The sequence below is a fragment of the Micromonospora sp. ATLC16 genome (genome assembly GCF_057196645.1).
This window is the reverse complement of the sequence record NZ_JBXUOW010000036.1, coordinates 17812-36640: the sequence shown is the minus strand read 5'-3', so window position 1 is coordinate 36640 and position 18829 is coordinate 17812. Positions and strand designations below refer to the sequence as shown.

Below are 18829 nucleotides of genomic sequence, written 5' to 3'. Positions count from 1 at the left end.
CCGGAGCCAGGGGTGCAGGCAGCGAGGACCACCACCATGGGCTACCGCGACCTGGTCGAGGACGTCGTCCGCCGCGCCGGGGTCGACTTCCGCACCGCCAAGGTCGGGGTCGAGTCGACGGTGCTCGTGCTGGCCTGGGCCCTCGACCGCACGACCCGCCGAGTCGACGGCCCCGCGGTCAGCCGACCCGCGCCGGCATCTCGGGCGACGAACTCTCCAGCGGTACGGCGTTGGCGGAGATCAGTCCGAGCTGTGCCGCCGACCGCGGCAGTACGGCGTCGAGGAACCAGTCCGCGCTCACCCTGGCCCGGTTGCCGGGCATCGCGAGCAGGTGGTAGGCCCGGGTGACCGCCTTGCCGGGCAAACCGGACAGCGGCACCCTCAACGGATTCGCCGCGGCCTGTTTGCCGCCCAGGTCGACCACCCAGCCGAGGTCGTGGTGCTTGTACGGTCGCCGGCGGCCCTGGCCGTACGAGGCGGCGATGTTGCGCGCGGCCTGCTTGCCCTGCCGCTGCGCGTGCTGGGCGGTCATCGTGCAGATCTCGCCGGGCCGGGTCAGGTCGGGCACCGCGGCGGCATCGCCGCAGGCGTAGACCTCGGGGAACCCGGGGACGTTGAGGTACTCGTCGACGACCAACCGACCCCTCTCGGTCCGCAGACCCAGTTCCGCCACGAACGGGTCGGGGCGTACGCCGACGCACCAGACCAGCGAGCAGGTGGGCACGTACTCGCCGTCGGTGAGCTTGACCCCGTCGGAGGTGGCGACCGCCACCGAGGTGCCCGTCCGTACGTCGACCCCGCGCCGCCGCAGCACCTTGTCGGCGGTGACCGACATCCGCCGGTCCATCTCCGGCAGCACGCGTGGGGCGATGTCCAGCAGCATCCACCTCGGCCGGATCTTGAGCCGGGGATGCTGGGCGGCCAGTTCGTCGGTGAACAGGACGCCGTGCGCGGCCACCTCGGTACCGGTGTAGCCGGCACCGACCACCACGAACGTGGCGCGCGCCTGCTGCTCCGCCGGGTCCTCTGCCTGCTCGGCCAGCTCGATCTGCCGGACCACGTGATCGTGCAGGTAGAGCGCCTCGGGCAGGCCACGGAAGCCGTGGGCGTACTCGGTCACGCCGGGAATGGGTAGCAGCTTGTTCACGCTGCCGACGGAGAGGACCAGCCGGTCGTACGCCAGCCGATTGTGGTCGCCCTCCGGCTGGGTGAAGCCGATCCACCGGTTCTGCAGGTCGACGCTGTCGGCCTCGCCGATGACCACCCGTACGCCGTTTAGGCCGCCGGCCAGCGGCACCGCGATCCGGCCCGGCTCCACCACCCCCGCCGCCACCTCCGGCAGTAGCGGCAGGTACAGGAAATAATCTGTCGAGTTCAGCAGGACGATCTCGGCTCGGCCGCGGGCCAACCGGCTCAACGTCTTCGCCGCGTGGTACCCGGCGAACCCGGCGCCCACGATCACTACACGAGGCTTCGTCATTCCGGCACGGTTCCCGTCATCTCCGCCGGCAAACGTCCACTTCCCCCGTCGATCTTGCACTTCTCATCGGGTCAGACCGGCATAAAGACCGCAAAATGGCGACCGGAAGTGCAAGATCGCGGAATCTAGCGCGTCTGTTCGGGGGGCATCGGGAACTGGAGGAAGGTGGCGCCGCGCAGGTCGAGCCAGGCGCGGTCGGGCGCGCGTACCAGCCGCACCATCACCTCGACGCAGGTGGGGCAGCGACCCACCAGACCGGGCGCGTGCGAGTAGACCCGCAGGCCGGCCACCGGACCGGGGGTGCCACAGTGGGCGCACCGGGCGGTGGCGCTGCTCAGGTCGACTGCGAACACCTCCCCCAACGGACCGTCGAGCATGTTGCCGTCCACGTAGGGCAGCGCGGTCATCCGCGGTCTCCTCTCAACCGGTCGGGCCGAAACGTTCGGTGCGGACCCGCCGTGCCGGGTGGCCCAGCCCGACGAGCAGGTCGGAGACGGTCTCCACGAAAGCGGTGGGCCCGCACGCGTACACCAACGGCTCCAGCTCCGGCGGCCAGCCGTGGATGTTGACGTCGGCGAGGCCGAGCCGGTGCGGCTCGCCGCGCCAGCCCTCGGGCGCCTGCCGGGTGTACACGTACGCCACGTCGAGACCGGCGTCGTCGCGTACCCGTCGCCGCAGCTCGTCGGTGTAGAAGGCGTCGCCGGGGGTGCGGACGGAGTAGATCAGCCGAAACGGCGCCCGGCTTCCGGCCGCCCGCCGGCTGCGGATCATGGCCATCAGCGGGACGACCCCCGATCCCCCGGCGACCAGCAGCACCGGTTCGGTCTGCTGTGGCCGCCAGACGAACCAGCCGCCAACCGGGCCGCGCACCTCGACCGGGTCACCCTCGCGGTATGCGTCCACCAGGAACGGCGACACCTCGCCGTCGGACACCCGCTGGACGGACACCTCGATCCGGTCACCGTCGGCGGGGGCGGCGAGCGAGTACGACCGGGCGGCCTGGTAACCGTCCGGCGCGGTCAGCCGGATGTCGACATGCTGGCCGGGCAGGTGGGCCGGCCAGCCCGGCACCTCCAGCACCAGGGTCCGCGCCGTGGGCGTCTCGACCCGATCTTCCACCAACCGGGCCGCCCGCCAGCTCATCCGGCCGCTCAATCGCCCTGGTACCGCTGCTCACGCCACGGGTCGCCGTAGTCGTGGTAGCCGGCGGTCTCCCAGAAACCCGGGGTGTCATCGACGGTGAGGTGGATGCCCCGCACCCACTTGGCGGACTTCCAGAAGTAGAGGTGGGGAACGATCAGCCGCGCCGGCCCGCCGTGCTCGGCCGGCAGGTCGTCACCGTCGTAGGTGTGCACCAGCCAGGCCTGCCCGTCACGCAGGTCCTCCAGCGGGAGGTTGGTGGTGTAGCCGCCGTAGGAGTGCGCGAGGGCGTAGTCGGCGGCGGTGTCCACGCCGTCGAGCAGAGTGTCCAGCGAGACGCCCCGCCAGGTGGTGCCGAGCTTGGACCACCGGGTGACGCAGTGGATGTCGACGGTCGGCGTCTCCTGGGGCAGCGTCATCATCTCGCCCCAGCTCCACCGGTGCTCCGTACCGGTCTCGGTGCTGATCACGAACTCCCACTGGTCGCGGGGCACCCGTGGGGTCGGGCCGGCGGAGAGCACGGGAAAGTCAGGCGTCAGGTACTGGCCGGGAGGCAGATCCGGGGCGTCGGCGCGCGGCCGTCCCTGGAAGCCCGGTGTGACGATACCCACCGCTCAGTCCTACCACGGCGGAGACCGCCATGCGCGGGTTCGACCGGCGCGGTGTCGCCGGCCCGGGCCGGCAGGCTCTCACTTGCGTTCGGTGACGACCTCCTTGGCGCCCGGCACCACGTTGCGGGTCGCCCGCAGGCTGGTGAACGTGACCACGGTCAGCACGCCGACGATGACCAGCAACGAGGCCACCGTGGGGATCTCCGGGACGCCCTCCCAGACACCGTGCGCCCAGTGCAGGCCGAGCTTGATGCCGATGAAGGCCAGGATGGTGGCCAGGCCGTAGGTGAGGTGGACCAGGCGGCTCAGCGCAGCGTGCAGCACGAAGTACAGCGCCCGCAGGCCCAGCAGGGCGAAGGCGTTGGTGGCGAAGACGAGGTACGGGTCCTCGGTGATGCCGTACACCGCCGGTACCGAGTCGACGGCGAAGACCACGTCGGTGGCGAACACCGCCACCACCACCAGCGCGAGCGGGGTGAGCGCCCGACGCCCGTCGACCCGCACGGTCATCTTCGTGCCGTGGTACTCGTGGACCACCGGCATGAATCGGCGCAGCAGTCGCACCGAGCGCATGGTGCCGATGTCCACCGTCTGCTCGTGCCCGGTGAACGCGTCGCGGAGCAGCTTCGCGGCGGTGAACAGCAGGATCAACGCGAAGATCAGGAAAGCGAAGTCCAGGCTCTGCAGGGCCGCGGCGCCGAGGGCGATGAACCCGCCACGCAGCACCAGCGCTCCGGTGATGCCGAACAGCAGCACCCGTTGGGCCAGCACGGCCGGCACCGCGAAGGCGGCCAACAGCAGCATGAAGACGAAGAGGTTGTCGACCGACAGCGACTTCTCGACCAGGTACCCGGTGAGGTACTCGAAGCCGCGCTCGGAGCCGTAGCGGTGCCAGACCCAGGCCCCGAAGGCCAGTGGCAGGGCTATGTAGAAGGCGGTCCAGCCGAGTGCCTCCTTGAGCGACACCTCGTGCGGGCGTCGGGTCACCAGGAAGTCCAGCACCAGCAGGGCGAGCACGCCAAGTATGGTGATCGCCCACAGCGAGGGCGTGCCCACCGACTGCAGACCAGCCGCAACAGACAAATCGGACATGGGGCCTCCTCGAACACCGTGTCATGTTCGAGGTCTCCTTCACCCAACGTTTCCTGGGCAACCACCCGAGGCGCGCTCCGGGCGCGCCGTACTGACCGGCATGGTTTTTGGGAAGTACTCCCCTCGTGCTGACAAGGTTAGGACAGCCGAATTCCGCCCGCCAGGCGGGGCGTTGTCGGGCCTGGTGGCTTCGCTCTCGGCGGGCGGCCGGACGGACGCGAGGTGAGCGCCTATCGTGACCCGGTGACCGCAGACCTGGCGACCGGCCCGCTGTCCGGCGTACGCGTGGTGGAACTGGCCGGGATCGGTCCCGGGCCGTTCGCCGCCATGATGCTCGCCGACCTCGGCGCCGACGTGATCCGGGTCGACCGGGTCACCGAGGTGGATCGCACGGCCTTCGGCACTCCACACCCCGATCTGCTCAACCGGGGGCGCCGCTCGATCGCGGTCGACCTGAAGTCCGCCGACGGACGCGAGGTGGTGCTGGCGCTGGTCCGCCACGCCGACGTCCTCATCGAGGGGTTCCGGCCCGGCGTCACCGAGCGGCTCGGCATCGGCCCGGCCGAGTGTCACACGGTCAACCCGGGACTGGTCTACGGCCGGATGACCGGCTGGGGCCAGGACGGCCCGAACGCCCCGTACGCCGGGCACGACATCGACTACCTGGCGCTGACCGGCGCGTTACACGGCATCGGACGGGTCGGTGAGCCTCCGGTGCCGCCGATGAACCTGCTCGGCGACTTCGGCGGTGGCGGGATGATGCTCGCCCTGGGCGTCGTCTCCGCGCTGTACGCGGTGCGCGGGGGCGCCACCGGCCAGGTGGTCGACGCGGCCATCGTGGACGGGGTCGCGGTGCTCAGCACCCAGATCCACGCCCTGCACCGGCTCGGCATGTGGCAGAACCCGCGCGGAGTCAACCTGCTCGACGGCGGTGCCCCCTTCTACGACACCTACGAGTGCGCCGACGGGCGGTATCTCGCCGTCGGCGCGTTGGAGCCGCGCTTCTACGACGAGTTGGTGCGGCTCACCGGCTTCCCGCTGCCGCCGGACGAACCGGTCGACCGCACCGAGCCGGCGAACTGGCCGGCGTTGCGGGCCGCCTGGGCGCGGCTGTTCCGCACCCGTACCCGGGACGAGTGGGCCACGCTGCTTTCCGCCTCCGACGCCTGCGCCGCGCCGGTGCTGGACTGGCGGGAGGCCCCGGAGCACCCGCACCTGGCCGCCCGGCACACGTTCGTGCTCCGCGACGGGGTCGTCCAGCCGGCGCCGGCACCCCGGTTCTCCGCCACCCCCGCCGCGATCCGCCGGCCGCCGCCCTGGCCGGGCGAACACACCGACGAGATTCTCGGCGAGGCCGGCTTCGACCGGGACCAGGTCAGCCGGCTGCGCGCCAGCGGAGCGATCGGCTAGGCCCTGTCGATCATGTCGAAGCGAGGCGCGGCCCGACCGGCGGGTCGGCGCTCGCGGCGGGCTGCGCCGACAGCCTGTCAGCCGCGCCGCAGCGTCGCGCCGGGCGCCAGGGCGGGCTCGACCATGTCGCGGTAGTCGCGGGGCAACTGGACCACCAGTTCGTCGAATTCGCCGCCGGTAACCGCTTCCCGAAGCGTGGTGAAGACCGCGCGGACCGTGTCCCTGGCAGCCGGCTCGGCCACCCCGGCGCGGACCGCGACCCGGGCGACGAACTCGGCGGCGCCGAAGCGCTCCGCCGCCTCGATGTCCGGTGTCGGGCGCATCGGCAGCCGCAGCGGGGCGGGCAGCTGCACGGCCAGGTCCAGCACCTCGCCACCGGTCAGCCGCTCGGCCAGCGTCTCCAGCGTCGCCCGGATCAGCTCCACCGCCCGCGACGACGACGTGGCGGTGCGCTGGGCGACCTGGTCGACGAACGTGTCGTAGTTCATCGCGTACCCCCTCCGGCCGGCGCTTACCCACCCGCCCGATGCGAAAACGGCGAGGGCCCACCGGGTCTCGACTCGCCGGTGGACAGGGAGGCGCCCCGGCAGCGAACCGCTGCCGGGGGCGCCCCTGCGTAACCGCCTGCCCTGGCAGCGGCGCACCCGAACCGGGTCGCGGCCACCAAGCGGCCGACAGCCACCCGAACCGGGTGGCTGTGTGTTACTGCCGTCAGCTTATCGCAGGCCATCAGCCGAACGGACGGCGGGTGCCGGCGAAGGGCCTCATTCGGTCAGCTCGGGGCGGCGTACTAGTGGAAGCCGCCGGAACGGTCGCGGGCCTTGAGCCGGACGGTGGGCAGCGCCGGTGCGGGCAACGGCGGGTCCGGGTCGCCTGCCACGACCCCGAACCGCCGCCCGGCCATCCAGTCCTCCCGGGCGGCGACGATCTCGTCGTGGTCCCGGCCGACGAAGTTCCACCACATCACCAGCGGCTCCTCGAACGGTGTGCCACCGAGCAGCATGAACCGGCTACCCGGCTCGCCGCGCAGGTGCAGCGCGTCCCGCCCGGCGCCGAGCCAGAGCAGCGCCCCGGACGCCAGCGGCAGGCCGTCGACCTCGCCGACGCCGTCGAGGGCCAGCAGCGCATACTCGAAGTCCCGCCGCAGCGGCAGCCCGGCCACCGCCGATCCGGCCAAGTCCAGTTGCGCGCCGAGCAGCGGGGTGTGCACCCGGGCTGGCGAGCGTTCCCCGGCGAGTTCCCCGACCAGCAGGGTGACGTCGAGGTCCCCGTCGCGCCACCGGGGCAGGTCAGCGTGGTGGGCGAAGTCGGCCGCGTCGGCTCGGGCCTCGTCCGGCAACGCCACCCACAGCTGCACCCCGTGCATCAGGGGCGGATGCTGCGCCGGTGAGCGTTCGGAGTGGGCGATGCCGTGACCCGAGGTCATCACGTTGAGTTGGCCGGGACGGATCGGCTGCTGGTTGCCGAGGCTGTCGCGGTGCAGGATCTCGCCGTCGAGCAGCCAGGTCACGGTCTGCAGACCGGTGTGCGGGTGCGGCGGCACCTCCATGCCGGGCCGTTGGGCCACATCGTCGGGGCCGAAATGGTCGACGAAGCACCACGCCCCGACCAGTCGGCGGGTGCGCTGCGGCAGCAGCCGACGCACCGTGGTGTAGCGCCCCAGCGGCACATCGTGGCCGGGCAGCAGCACGCTGCCGGGATCGACCGTCGCCACACCGGGCGGACGGGTCTCGGCAGGCATCGCTTCGGCACGCTCCACGGGTCGACTCTACGTCCGCCCCGGCCGCCCGCCCGGCCGTCGCGAGCGGGCACCCCCGCGAGGAGGCTCAGCCACCGCGTACGGTCACCACGTTGGCGCCGGCCACCAGGACCAGGAAAATCCGTTCGGAGGCCCGGTCCCAGCCCGGTGAGCCGAGCACCGTACCCAGGGCGAGGCCGTCGCGGCGCTCGCCGGTCCGGTGGTGCCTCTCGCAGGCCGGCGGAGATCCGCTAGGGCCGGACGCAGACGGGTACCGGTGCCCGTCGGAGGGGGCGGCGGGCACCGGTACCTTCGTGATCCGGGCACTGCCCGGAGTCATGGATCAGTTCGCGCCATCCGTACCGAAGCGGTTGCGCCGCCGCCAGGCCAGCGTGCCGAGCAGCAGGACCGCGCCGGCGGCGACGAGTCCGCCGCCGACCTTCATCGGCGTGTCCAGACTGCTGCCGGTAACCGGCAGGTTTGGCTTCTTGTTGGGCAGTACCCGCAGCTGGGTCGAGGCGGTACGGCCGGACTCCCGCCCGGTCGCGGTGAAGGTGAGCAGGCCGGTCACCGACGGCTTGTACCGCCGGGTGAAGACCCCGTCGGAGTTGGTCCGGGCGGTGAAGCTCAACGGCGCGCTGGCCTGGAAGGCCACCGGTGCCATGGCGACGGTGCTGCCGTCGCTGCGCCGGGCCGTACCGGCGGCCGGTGCGGCCAGCGGCGACACCGAGACGACGATGTCGACCGTCTCGTTCGGCCCGAAGTTGCGGCCGGTGAGGATGACCGTCTCACCGAGGAAGATGGTGGGTCGGTTCACCGTCAGCGACGCGAGCACCGGCGGATAAGGCGGTGGCTGGGGCGTGCCGTCGACAGATGGCGTCGGCTGCGGCTGTGCCGCCCCCGCCGCGGTCGGCACGGCCACCACGGCCAGACCGACCGTGAGCGCCATGATGATGCGGGAAAGCCGCATGGTTCGTTCCCTCCTACTGAGAACAGCTTGGTGCGGTAACAACTCGGGTGGTCCATGGGGTGGCGGTCGGAGTCAGCCACAGCTCGGCCGTACCGCTATCCGTCTCGCCGGTCAGCAGCGAGACCTCCAATGTGCGGGTCCCGCCCGGTCCGATCTCGACGTTCACGGTGGCGACCTGTCGCCGCCGCTCGGTGCCGTTGCCCACCGAGGTCTCGGCACCGTCGAGGCGGGTGTCGAGCACCGCCCCGCCGGTCGGGCCGTACACCGACACGAGGGTCCGGGTGGTGTAGGGATCTCCGGCCCGGCCGAGGCCGAGAACCGACCCGCTGAGCCCCGAGGCCGGTGCGGTGGACCGAAGCGTCACCCGCAGGCTCAGCTCCCGACGACCGTCGGCGTGGCAGTCACCGACCGTCAGGTCGGCGGTCTGCCGGAGGTAGTAGCCGAGCTTCGCGCCACTGCCGTCATTGAGAAACACGCCGACCGTGGGCACGGCGTCCTGCTCCGGAAGCGTCCCGGCCATCCGGCTGTCGCCGAACGTCCGCTGTTCCTCCGGTCGGGCACTCCAGAACAATATCCGACGTTCTCGTATGGACCTGTCTAATGCAGACAACAACCCATTAGGGTGCACGTTACGGGAAAAAAGCGTGTCGAAGACGGTAGCTGCCGCGCCCGCGAAGAAACCGTCCTGTTCTTTCGGGCTCATCCGCTGGTAGGTGTCGCTGAGCAGGGTCCGGACCGCGTTCTCGGCACTCAACGCCACCCCGCCGGGGACCCGCACCGGCCCGGTGGCCTTCAGCAGGTACGACAGCACCACCGGGTCGACGGCGAGGACGCCGTCCACCCGCTCCCCGCTGTGCCGCCGGTACATCTCCCGGTACAGCGCGGCGGCGGTCGGGAAATGCGGGCTGAGGTTGACGTCCGCCGGATAGATGCCGGGCAGTTCCCCCCACAGGGCACGCACCTCGGCGGGGATCTTCAAGGGCTGCTCGAACCGGCCGAGATTCGAACTGCTGCCCTGGGCGCCCAGCTTCACCCGGCCCTTGTTCGCCTCGATCACCGCGAACGCGCCGAACATGCCGCCGGTCGCGCGCAGTTCCGCGGGGTTCTGTGACACCAGCAGATACCGTCGCGGTCCATCCACGCCGAGCAACGGCGGCAACAGGCGGCTCGCCCGGTGCGCCGCCGAGGTCATTGCGGCCAACCGGTCGATCTCGCCACGCAACTCCGCCAGGGCACGCCGGACCTGCCCGACCAGCCGGTCGCCGGAGACCTCGGCCAGGTCCGTGCGGGTACGCTGCACCGTGGCGTGCACCGCGACCAGATCGTCGGCGACGGTACGCAGCCCTTCGAGGTCCAGCCGACCCTCCTGGGGGATCAGCCCGCCGAGGTCGACGCGGAGCAGCGCCGGGAACGCCTGGCGGGCCAGGTCGTCGATGGCGATGGCGATCCGCCGGACCGCGGTGAGGTTCGCTCCAGCCACGGGAGCCTGCCGGCCGAGCCACCACCCGGGGTCCCCGGTGGCCCGCCGCGCCGCGCCGGACTGCTCCTGCAAGGCGGCGAGGGTCCGCTGGGCGCGTGCGGTGTCGCCACCGACCAACTGGGCGCTCAGCTCACCGGCCAGGCCGGCGGCGTTGACCAGGTGGGCGCGCGCCTGCCAGCCGCGCAAGCCGACCCACCCGGTGAGACCCAGCAGCAGCGAGCCCACCACCAACGTGGTCAGCAGGATGCGACGCGTTCGGGCGTGCCGGCGACGGCGGGATCGGCTACGCCGCCGCCGAGGGCTTTCGCTCTTCGACACGTCACACCTCTTCCCGAAAAGGACAGAAGACCCCATCGTTCTTAACACCTAACGACCATTTCGGTGTGTTAATGACGGGATCAGGCATTACGAGAGGTTCGCTCGGGTTTCCCGGTACGTCCGCTGGCGACGGCCGCCGCCTCGCGCAGCAGTTCCTCGATCCGATCGACGCCAGACGGCAGCGACATCTCCCGCAGGTACGCCTCCCGGCCGCGCCGACCCATCTCGGCCCGCGCCGGAACGGGGATCTGCGCCGCCAGCCACAGCCGATCCGCCAGGCTGGCCCAGTCCTCCGGCGGGCAGGACAGCCCCGCCCGAACCCGCTCGACCAGGGTCGCGGTGTCGCCGCCGGCCGAGGCGACCACCGGTGCGCCGCAGGACAGGGCCGCCTGAAGCTTGGCCGGCACGCTGCTGCGCAGCTCCGGTAGATCGCGCGCCATCACCAACTGGTAGTCGGCGGCGGCGTACAGCTCGGGCATGTCCAACGGGGAGCGCCGGTCCACGAACCGGACGTTGTCGGCCCGCAGTTCGGCGGCGAGGCCCCGCACCCGCCGCTCGTCGGAGCCCGAGCCGACCAGGACCAGGTCCACCGTCTCACTGAGGGCCGCCGCCGCGCGTACCGCCGTGTCCAGTCCCTGTCGCACACCGATGGTGCCGGCGTGCATCACCACGCACCGCTCGTCCCGGCGGACCAGTCTCCGGGCGGCCGGACTGGCCGAGACCGGACGGAAGATCCGCTCATCGGTCCAGTTGAGCACCACTCGGACCCGCGCCTGGTCGATCCCGTCCGCCACCACCGCGTCCCGCAGGGACGGCGTGGTGACCGCGACCCGGCTGGCGGCGCGGTAGGTCCGTAGGGTGGCCGCCCGCACCCGCGCCGCCCACCGTCCGTCGTCGACGGCCTCGGGGACCTGTTCGGCCCAGACGTCCGGCACGTGCAGTACCAGCGCCACCGGACCGAGCAGGCGCAGCAGGGCCGCAGAGGCGAACGCGGCGGCCGGCGGCTGATGCACGTACAGCACGTCCACACCGGCCAGGAACCGGCGACCCACCAGCGCCGCGCTGCCGGCGAAGGTCAGCCAGGAGGTCATCCGGCCGCGTACGGTGACGTCGCCGGTGCTGTGACGGGGCACCCGGCGCACGGTCAGCCCCCGGCTTCGGGTCTCGTGGTGCCAGCGCTGCCGCCACCCCGGGTAGACGTGCCCACCCGGATAGTCCGGGAACCCGGTGAGGACCCGCACCTCGTGCCCCCGCCCGGCGAGTTCCTCCGCGAGGCTGCCGGGGATGAACGCCGGCTCCGGTGGAAAGTGGTATGTCACCATCCCGATTCGCACCCGGACACCCCCGTCCCCGCGCATCGGTTCGGCGCGCCGCCCGGTACCGGGGACGCGACGACTGCGTACGATCTCGACATCCCCTCACCGGGCGGACGCCGCCGGCGACCGTCCCACGTCGCGGTGCCACCGCCCGCGACCGCGTCGTCCAGGGGGTTCCACATGCTCAGCGGGGTGCTGTTCGTCTGCCACGCCAACCTCTGCCGGTCACCGATGGCCGAGTACGCCGCCCGTCGCCTGCTCACCGGGCGACCGGTGACGGTGGCCAGCGCCGGCACCGACGCCGTCGAGGGCCTGGCCATGCATCCGTACGCGGCGGCGATCGCCGCCGGGACCGGTGACGACCCGGCGACCTTCCGCAGCCGGCGGCTGCTACCGGAACACCTCACCGGGGCGGTGCTGGTGCTGACCGCCACCCGGCGCCAGCGCTCCATCTGCACCGCGTTGGCGCCGGCGGCGCTGCACCGGACGTTCACGCTGCGCCAGTTCGGCCGGCTCGCCGCGGCGGCCGAACCACCGCTGGACGAGCAGGACGATCCGGTACGGGCCGCGGTGGCCGCCGCCGCGCTGGCCCGGGGGCGGTTGCAGCCCGCCCCCGCCGATGTCGACGACCTGCGTGACCCGGTGGGGGGCACCCCGGAGGACTTCCGACGCTGCGCGGAGGAGATCGACCGGGCGCTGCGCCCCCTGGCCACGCTCATCGGGACAGCCGGGTGAGTTCCTGCGTGTGGTCGCCCGACTCGCCGGTGTGGGCCCCCTCGGCGTGCCGGCCACTCCTGCTGCGGTCCGTCGGCACCGACTGGCCACCGGCCGCGGCGGCGACCACCCGGTAGGCCTCGTACTGGTACGCCTCGGCCTTGGGCACCCGGGCCATGTTGAGCACACAGCCGAGCATCCGCACCGAGACCGAGTGCAGGGCCCGAGCGGCTGCCGCCACCTGCGCCCGCGAGGTACGTCCCTGCTGGGTGACCAGCAGCGCGCCGTCGGCCTGCACGGCGACCACCACACCGTCGGTGACCGCGAGCAGCGGCGCGGTGTCGATGATCACGATGTCGGCGGACTCCCGCAGGGCAAGCAGCAGGTCCGACATGGCCTTGGAGCCGAGCAGCTCGCTCGGGTTGGGCGGCGCCGAGCCGCTGGGCAGCACGAGCAGCGACTTGTCGCCCCAGCGCTGCACCACGTCGCCCACCTGCACGTCGCCGACGAGCACGTCGGTCAGACCCACCCCCGGGTCGATGCCCAGATAGTCGCCCACCTTCGGTCGACGCAGGTCGGCGTCGACCAGCAGGACCCGCCAGCCCGCCTCGGCCAGGGCGATCGCGAGGTTGCACGACAGGGTGGTCTTACCCTCGCCCTGCAGGGCGCTCGTGACCGCGATGACCCGGGCCGGCTCGTGCACGTCGACGAAGCGCAGGTTCGTCCGCAGCTTGCGGACGGCCTCGGCCCGCGCCGAGGTGGCGGCCTCGCCGACGATCAGTGGGGCCGACCGCGCGCCGGTGTCGATCGGGATCTCGCCGAGCAGCGGGCTGCCGGTCACCCGCTGCAGCCCGGCCGCGTCGCGCAGCCGGACATCGGCCATGCCACGCAGGATCGCCAGACCGACGCCGGCCAGCAGGCCGAGCAGGGCACCGATCACGGTGTTGCGTACCGGCTGCGGCGACACCGGCGTCGGGGTCACCCGTGGCCCACTGACCACCTCGATCTTGATCGGCCCCGGACTGCCGTCCGGCCGCGCCTCGACCTTCTGTACGAGTTCGACGAACTTCGCCGAGAGCGCCTCGGTCACCCGCAACGCCCGGGTCTGGTCGGTGTCGGTCACCGACGCCCGCAGCAGCACCGTGCCGGTCTCGGTGGAGGTGCCGACCCGACGCTGGATCTCCTCCGCGGTCAGCCCGAGCTGGTTGTCGGCCACTGCGGCCTGCGCCAGCCGGTCGCTGTTCAGCAGCTCCGCGTAGGACTTCACCCGCTGCTGGAGAAAGAGCCCGCCCTGGTAGGCATCGGTGACACCCTGGCTCGGCGTGGTGACGAAGAAGGTGACCGAGGCGACGTAGCGAGGCTGGGCCCGCACGGTGACCAACGCGGTCACGCCCAGGGCCACCATCAGGGTGACCAGGACGATCCACCAGTGCCGGCGCACCAGGCGTAGTTGGCGGTACAGGTCCATCAGGCGGGCCTCCGTACCGGGCCGGTAACGCCAAAGAACTTCACGAAAACCCCCAAGGTCGACTCACATCTCGTGAAACCATTAAAGCCGCTCATGCCGCTTATGTCCGGAGTTAGGTATTTTCCCAATGGCGGATCGTGCCCGCAGTGACCAACCGGACCGGGGGTCTGTCGGAATCGCTCCGACCCGGAAAAGATGCGGTGTCTTCGCCGAGCACGTTGGGTGACTCCTCGCCCCTCCTGTGGGAAGAGTCGCGTTCGCCCCGCTCGCGACGGCAGTCGGCACTGGATAGGGTCTTGCACGGGTGTGCCGGGAAGCCTGGTCGGCGATGGTGCCGTGCTGCCCTCCGACCGACGAGGTGGACCTCACGTATGACCGATCAGACTCCGCCGCCCGAGCACCGTGGCGTGCGCGGCCTCTTCGCCCGCACCTCCTGGACCGAGGCGCGTTTCCTGGCCGACGTGCTGCGCACGGAGACCGTCGGTGGCGCCCTGCTGCTCCTCGGTGCCGTGATCGCGCTGGTCTGGGCCAACTCACCGTGGGGTGACGCCTACGCGGAACTGGGACGATGGGTGCCCTGGTCGGGGGGTGAGGCGTTGCACCTCGACCTCGACCTGACCACCTGGGCGGCCGACGGCCTGCTGGCCATCTTCTTCTTCGTGGTCGGGCTGGAGCTCAAGCGCGAGTTCGTCGCCGGCGAATTGCGCGACCCGCGGCGGGCGGCGCTGCCGGTGGTGGCTGCGGTCGGCGGAATGGTCGTACCGGCGCTGATCTTCGTGGCCGTCAACCTCGCCGGCGGTGGCGACGGGCTGCGCGGTTGGGCGATCCCGACCGCCACCGACATCGCGTTCGCGCTGGCGGTGCTGGCGGTGATCGGGGCCTACCTGCCGCAAGGACTGCGGGCCTTCCTGCTCACCCTGGCCGTGGTCGACGACCTGCTGGCCATCACCATCATCGCGGTCTTCTACACCGATGACTTCAGCGTGCTTCCGCTGTTCGGCGCCCTGGTGCCGATCGCCCTGTTCGGCCTGCTGGTGCAGCGGCGCCGCACCTGGTGGTGGGCGCTCATCCCGCTGGCCGTGGTGGCCTGGACCCTGGTGCACTCCTCCGGAGTGCACGCCACGGTGGCCGGCGTGCTGCTCGGCTTCACCGTGCCGGTACTCGCCGGCAAGGGCGGCGACGGACGTCGCCCGATGCCCGGGCTCGCCGAGCACCTGGAGCACAAGTGGCGACCGGTCTCGGCCGGCTTCGCGGTGCCGGTCTTCGCGTTCTTCGCCGCCGGTGTCTCGCTGCGCGGCGCGGACCTCGGCGCGCTGGTCACCGACCCGATCGTCCTCGGCATCGTGCTCGGTCTCGTCGTCGGCAAGTGCGTCGGCATTCTCGGCTCCACCTTCCTGCTGGCCCGGTTCACCCGGGCCAGCCTGGACGAGGACATCAGCTGGTCTGACCTGCTCGGCGTATCGCTGCTGGCCGGTATCGGCTTCACCGTTTCGCTGCTCATCGGGGATCTGGCCTTCGGTTCCGACGGCACCGAGGGCGACAACGTCAAGGCGGCGGTGCTGGCCGGCTCGTTGATCTCGGCGCTGCTGGCCACCGTGGTGCTCCGGCGGCGCAACAAGGTGTACCGGGCGATCGCCCTCAAGGAGCAGGTCGACCAGGATCATGACGGTGTGCCGGACGTCTACCAGAAGCCCGCCGGCTGACGACGATCTCCGCTCACCCACCCGGGAAACGCCCGATCGACCCGCTCGGCCGGGCGTTTCCGTCTCTCGACGACCGGCGGAAATCCGCGGTCAGCACGGTACGCACCAGCAGGCGCAGGGCCACGATCACCACCAGTACGGCGATCTCCGTCCAGGACTGCTCCCCGGCCAGCCGCAGCAGGCCGGCGGCGAGCAGCATGTCGAGCAGCACCCCCAGGGCCGTCGCGCGGGAGCCGGTGGTCAGCAACGCCACCGTCGCACCGAGCACACCGAACGCCGTGATGAGAGCGGACAGCAGCATCCTCATCGGTCGTCGACCTGCCGCTGCTCGTGTTCGATCTCTCGGTCCAGTACGTAGTTCAGCACCGTCCGGATGGCGGCGATTGCGGCCAGTTGGCCGATCTGCGCAAAGGTCGGCGACAGCGCGGTACGCAGGATGTCCGCGGCCAGCTGGAACTCCAGGCCGAGGGTGAGGAAGCGCCCGAGGGACAGCCGGATCCGGGTGAACACCGCGGCGTCGCGGTGACGCAGCCCGTCGATCACGAACCGCAGCGCGGCCAGGGTCGCACCGACGACGATGACGAACGCGCCGACGAGTTCCACCCCGGTCACCAGCAACTCGTGGCCCCGTTGGAGGATCACCTCGACGTCCACTCCGGTGCCTTACCCGGCCTGCCTTCAGGTAGTCGACACCGGGCCGCACGACGTCGGGCCGGTCAGCGTGGTCGTCGGGCAGGCGACGACGGAGGTCAGCGCAACTGAACCACCGCGTCGACGACGAGCCAGACACCGCTGATGGCGAAGAGTGTGGCGGCGCCGTACCTGATGGTCCGTTCCGGCAGTTTCCGGCCGAGCAGCCGACCGGCGATGATCGCCAACGCGTCCGCCGCGACCATGCCGATCGTCGAGCCGATCCAGGTGCCGAACCAGCCGTACTGGGTGGCCAGCGTGATGGTGGCGAGCATCGTCTTGTCGCCCAACTCGGCGAGGAAGAAGGCGACGCCGACGGTGATCACGGCTGATCTGCCACCACGGGCGGCCCGGCGCTCGTCGTCGGCGGTGAGCCGGTCGCCCCGCAGCGTCCACGCGCCGAAGCCGAGGAAGGCCAGACCCGCCAGCAGCGAGATCCAGCCGGTCGGCAGGGCCGCGCCGAGGCCGTGGCCGATCGCCACCGAGGCGAGGTGCACCGCCGTGGTGGCGACGGTGATGCCGATCAGCACCGGCGCCGTGCGATACCTGGTGGCGAAGGCCAAGGCCATGAGCTGGGACTTGTCTCCCAGTTCGGCAACGAAGACGACGCCGAAGCTGATCACCAGCGCGGCGAGGAACCCGTCCATGATGTCCTTCCCGGATCAGGCCGGGAGAAGGTGCTGGGGCGCCCTCGACCCGGCCGCAACAGCCTGGGTCGAAGGTCTCGCCCGCCTCGCCGGAACGAGGCCGGGTGGCCGGATGCGTGACGCACCAGTATGTCGACCACGACGTTATGGGCTACTCCCCTTCGCTGCGCCCAGCCTAGCCGATCGTTCCTGCCCGGATCGCCGGGGTCCGGCGTGACGGCCGCCGAACCCCGGTCCCGAGCCGATCAGCTGCCGCCGACGGGCAGCGCTCATTCGGCGCGCGCGAGGGTCACCCCGAACAGGCCACCCGGATCGGTCCAGAACCGCTCGGTACGGAAACCACCGGCGGCCAACTCGCCCGAGATCCCCTCCGGGCGGAACTTCGCCGACACCTCCGTACGCAGGTCCTCACCGGCGGCGAAGTCGACGCCGAGGTCCAGCACCGTCACCCGCATGGACCGCTCCGCCCGCAGCCGCATCTCGATCCACTCCTGTTCCGGATTCCAGAGCGCGACATGGGCGAACCGCGCCGGATCGAAGTCGGCGCCGAGTTCCCGGTTGAGCACCCGCAACACGTTGCGGTTGAACTCCGCGGTCACCCCTGCCGCGTCGTCGTACGCCGGCACGATCACCGCCGGATCCTTGACCAGGTCGGTGCCGACCAACAGCCAGTCACCCGCCTCCAGCGCGGCCCGCATCCCGGCAACGAACTCCGACCGTTCCTCCGGCAGCAGGTTGCCGATGGTGCCACCGAGGAAAATGACCAGCCGCCGCCCGCCGGTCGGCAGGTGCTCCAGGTGGCGCGTGAAGTCCCCGACGATGCCGCGCACCCGCAGCCCCGGGTAGTCGGCGGCGAGGGCGGCGGTGGACCCGGCCAGCGCGCTGGCCGAGACGTCCAGCGGCACGAAGGTGCCGAGCCCTCCGCGCTCGGTGAAGGCGTCCAGCAGCAGGCGGGTCTTCTCCGAGGAACCGGACCCCAGCTCGATGAGGGTCTTCGCGCCGGTCAGCTCGGCGATCTCCGTCGCCTGCGCGGCCAGGACGGCCCGCTCGGCCCGGGTCGGGTAGTACTCGGGCAGTCGGGTGATCTCGTCGAAGAGTTCGCTGCCCCGGGAGTCGTAGAACCACTTCGGCGGCAGCCACTTCGCCGCGGCGGTCAACCCGATACGGACATCCCTTCGCAGGGTGCGGCTGATGTCCCGGTCGTCGAGGTGGATCTCGAGCGGCTCAGCGCCCATCTGCTGTTCCCTTCCGTCGTGTCTGCCAGGTGCCTACGGACCCGGCCCGTCTTCTCACCAGGCCGCCAGTGCCTGCTGGCGCAGATCGGTCGCCGTGGCCTGCACGAGCTGCCCGTCTGGCACCTCGCGCCAGCCCGGTCCGTCGTCGTGCGGTTCGGAGGCCAGCAGCACCGACGCGGGCGTGGCCCGCAGTGACAGGGCGTGCCCGGCCGCGCTGGCGACCACCGTGCGTCCGTCGGTGAGCAGCAGGTTGAGCCGGGAGCCGGGCGCCGCCGCAGCCACCGAGGTCACCGTCTCGGCGACCGCCCGGGCCGGCCCGACACCGGCACGCAACCGGGCCCGGACCAGTGCCCACAGCAGTGCCGAGTCGGTCGTCGCGTCGAGGGTGAGCAGGTCCCGTACGGGTAGCTCGGCGGCGAGCGGGACCATGGAGTCGGGCCAGCCCCGCACCACCCCGTTGTGACTGAACAGCCACCGCCCATCGGCGAAGGGCGCGGCGGCGTTGTCGACGATCGCCATGCCGACGGTGGCCGAGCGGACGGCGGCCAGCACCGCGCCGGAGGACGTGACCGCCGCCAATTCGGCGATGGTCGGGTCGCTCCAGATGGGCTGCGCCCGGCGGTACCGCACCGGCGTCTCGCCGTCCGGGTACCACCCGACGCCGAACCCGTCGGCGTTGATGGTCCCCCCGCCGCGCATGTCGCGTGGGGCCCAGGACTGGCGCAGCAGTGAGTGCGGCGGATCGAGCAGCAGCTCCCGCAGGGTCACCGGTGGCCCCAGATAGGCCAGGTGTCGACACATCAGGCGACCGGCTTCC

20 protein-coding genes are annotated in these 18829 nt (G+C 71.6%); 3 read left to right on the top strand and 17 right to left on the bottom strand.

Going from position 1 to position 18829, the window contains the following annotated elements; all coding sequences use genetic code 11:
* Positions 1-178 precede the first annotated feature (178 nt).
* The 5 genes from AC2CHE_RS16845 to AC2CHE_RS16825 form a co-directional block, all read right to left on the bottom strand.
* Positions 179-1480, bottom strand: coding sequence for an NAD(P)/FAD-dependent oxidoreductase (locus AC2CHE_RS16845; RefSeq protein WP_484505830.1), 1302 nt, complete (start codon positions 1478-1480; stop codon positions 179-181).
* A gap of 125 nt (positions 1481-1605) precedes the next feature.
* Positions 1606-1887 carry a DUF6510 family protein gene (locus AC2CHE_RS16840; protein ID WP_484505829.1) on the bottom strand — a complete coding sequence of 94 codons (282 nt, stop codon included), beginning with the start codon at positions 1885-1887 and terminating at the stop codon, positions 1606-1608.
* 13 nt (positions 1888-1900) lie between these two features.
* The gene (locus tag AC2CHE_RS16835; protein ID WP_484505828.1) at positions 1901-2623 is read right to left on the bottom strand and encodes a ferredoxin reductase; all 723 of its coding nucleotides are present in this window, start codon (positions 2621-2623) and stop codon (positions 1901-1903) included.
* Positions 2624-2631: 8 nt separating this feature from the next.
* Positions 2632-3231: a sulfite oxidase-like oxidoreductase gene (locus tag AC2CHE_RS16830; RefSeq protein ID WP_484505827.1), complete on the bottom strand. Its 600-nt coding sequence runs from the start codon at positions 3229-3231 to the stop codon at positions 2632-2634.
* Positions 3232-3309: 78 nt separating this feature from the next.
* Positions 3310-4323: a TerC/Alx family metal homeostasis membrane protein gene (locus AC2CHE_RS16825; protein ID WP_484505826.1), complete on the bottom strand. Its 1014-nt coding sequence runs from the start codon at positions 4321-4323 to the stop codon at positions 3310-3312.
* Between the two features lie 243 nt (positions 4324-4566).
* Between AC2CHE_RS16825 and AC2CHE_RS16820 the strand changes: the two genes are divergently transcribed.
* Entirely contained in the window at positions 4567-5733 is a 1167-nt protein-coding gene (locus AC2CHE_RS16820) for a CaiB/BaiF CoA transferase family protein (RefSeq protein WP_484505825.1), read from the top strand.
* Positions 5734-5810: 77 nt separating this feature from the next.
* Here the strand turns inward: AC2CHE_RS16820 and AC2CHE_RS16815 are convergent, their stop codons facing one another.
* The 6 genes from AC2CHE_RS16815 to AC2CHE_RS16790 all read right to left on the bottom strand — a co-directional run bounded on the left by AC2CHE_RS16815 (position 5811) and on the right by AC2CHE_RS16790 (position 11573).
* Entirely contained in the window at positions 5811-6221 is a 411-nt protein-coding gene (locus tag AC2CHE_RS16815; protein WP_484505824.1) for a DUF2267 domain-containing protein, read from the bottom strand.
* Positions 6222-6523: 302 nt separating this feature from the next.
* Complete coding sequence (locus tag AC2CHE_RS16810) at positions 6524-7474, bottom strand: pirin family protein (protein ID WP_484505848.1); 951 nt, start codon at positions 7472-7474, stop codon at positions 6524-6526.
* A gap of 85 nt (positions 7475-7559) precedes the next feature.
* Positions 7560-7811 carry a hypothetical protein gene (locus AC2CHE_RS16805; RefSeq protein ID WP_484505823.1) on the bottom strand — a complete coding sequence of 84 codons (252 nt, stop codon included), beginning with the start codon at positions 7809-7811 and terminating at the stop codon, positions 7560-7562.
* Positions 7812-7814: 3 nt separating this feature from the next.
* Entirely contained in the window at positions 7815-8441 is a 627-nt protein-coding gene (locus AC2CHE_RS16800) for a hypothetical protein (RefSeq protein ID WP_484505822.1), read from the bottom strand.
* Between the two features lie 13 nt (positions 8442-8454).
* Positions 8455-10239 (bottom strand): DUF4012 domain-containing protein, encoded by a 1785-nt coding sequence (locus tag AC2CHE_RS16795; protein ID WP_484505821.1) that lies wholly within the window; start codon positions 10237-10239, stop codon positions 8455-8457.
* An 80-nt stretch (positions 10240-10319) separates the two neighbouring features.
* On the bottom strand, positions 10320-11573 hold the full coding sequence (locus AC2CHE_RS16790) for a glycosyltransferase family 4 protein (RefSeq protein WP_484505820.1): 1254 nt from the start codon (positions 11571-11573) through the stop codon (positions 10320-10322).
* Between the two features lie 162 nt (positions 11574-11735).
* On the opposite strand from AC2CHE_RS16790, the gene AC2CHE_RS16785 reads away from it, so the two are divergent.
* Positions 11736-12290: an arsenate reductase/protein-tyrosine-phosphatase family protein gene (locus AC2CHE_RS16785; RefSeq protein ID WP_484505819.1), complete on the top strand. Its 555-nt coding sequence runs from the start codon at positions 11736-11738 to the stop codon at positions 12288-12290.
* On the opposite strand, the gene AC2CHE_RS16780 is transcribed toward AC2CHE_RS16785, so the two are convergent.
* On the bottom strand, positions 12271-13737 hold the full coding sequence (locus AC2CHE_RS16780) for a tyrosine-protein kinase domain-containing protein (RefSeq protein WP_484505818.1): 1467 nt from the start codon (positions 13735-13737) through the stop codon (positions 12271-12273). The two genes, AC2CHE_RS16785 and AC2CHE_RS16780, sit on opposite strands and share 20 nt — an antisense overlap.
* Before the next feature lie 371 nt (positions 13738-14108).
* Here AC2CHE_RS16780 and nhaA point away from each other — a divergent pair, with 371 nt between their 5' ends.
* Positions 14109-15440 carry a Na+/H+ antiporter NhaA gene (gene nhaA / locus AC2CHE_RS16775; protein ID WP_484505817.1) on the top strand — a complete coding sequence of 444 codons (1332 nt, stop codon included), beginning with the start codon at positions 14109-14111 and terminating at the stop codon, positions 15438-15440.
* Positions 15441-15453: 13 nt separating this feature from the next.
* On the opposite strand, the gene AC2CHE_RS16770 is transcribed toward nhaA, so the two are convergent.
* The 5 genes from AC2CHE_RS16770 to egtC form a co-directional block, all read right to left on the bottom strand.
* On the bottom strand, positions 15454-15747 hold the full coding sequence (locus tag AC2CHE_RS16770) for a hypothetical protein (protein ID WP_484505816.1): 294 nt from the start codon (positions 15745-15747) through the stop codon (positions 15454-15456).
* The gene (locus AC2CHE_RS16765; RefSeq protein WP_484505815.1) at positions 15744-16094 is read right to left on the bottom strand and encodes a DUF1622 domain-containing protein; all 351 of its coding nucleotides are present in this window, start codon (positions 16092-16094) and stop codon (positions 15744-15746) included. Before AC2CHE_RS16765 ends, AC2CHE_RS16770 begins: the two co-directional genes overlap by 4 nt.
* Positions 16095-16189: 95 nt before the next feature.
* Positions 16190-16777, bottom strand: coding sequence for a TMEM165/GDT1 family protein (locus AC2CHE_RS16760; RefSeq protein WP_484505814.1), 588 nt, complete (start codon positions 16775-16777; stop codon positions 16190-16192).
* Positions 16778-17046: 269 nt separating this feature from the next.
* Complete coding sequence (egtD, locus tag AC2CHE_RS16755) at positions 17047-18012, bottom strand: L-histidine N(alpha)-methyltransferase (RefSeq protein WP_484505813.1); 966 nt, start codon at positions 18010-18012, stop codon at positions 17047-17049.
* 54 nt (positions 18013-18066) lie between these two features.
* A complete protein-coding gene (egtC, locus tag AC2CHE_RS16750) occupies positions 18067-18813 on the bottom strand; it encodes an ergothioneine biosynthesis protein EgtC (protein ID WP_484505812.1) in 747 nt (248 codons plus the stop codon).
* Positions 18814-18829: the final 16 nt, after the last annotated feature.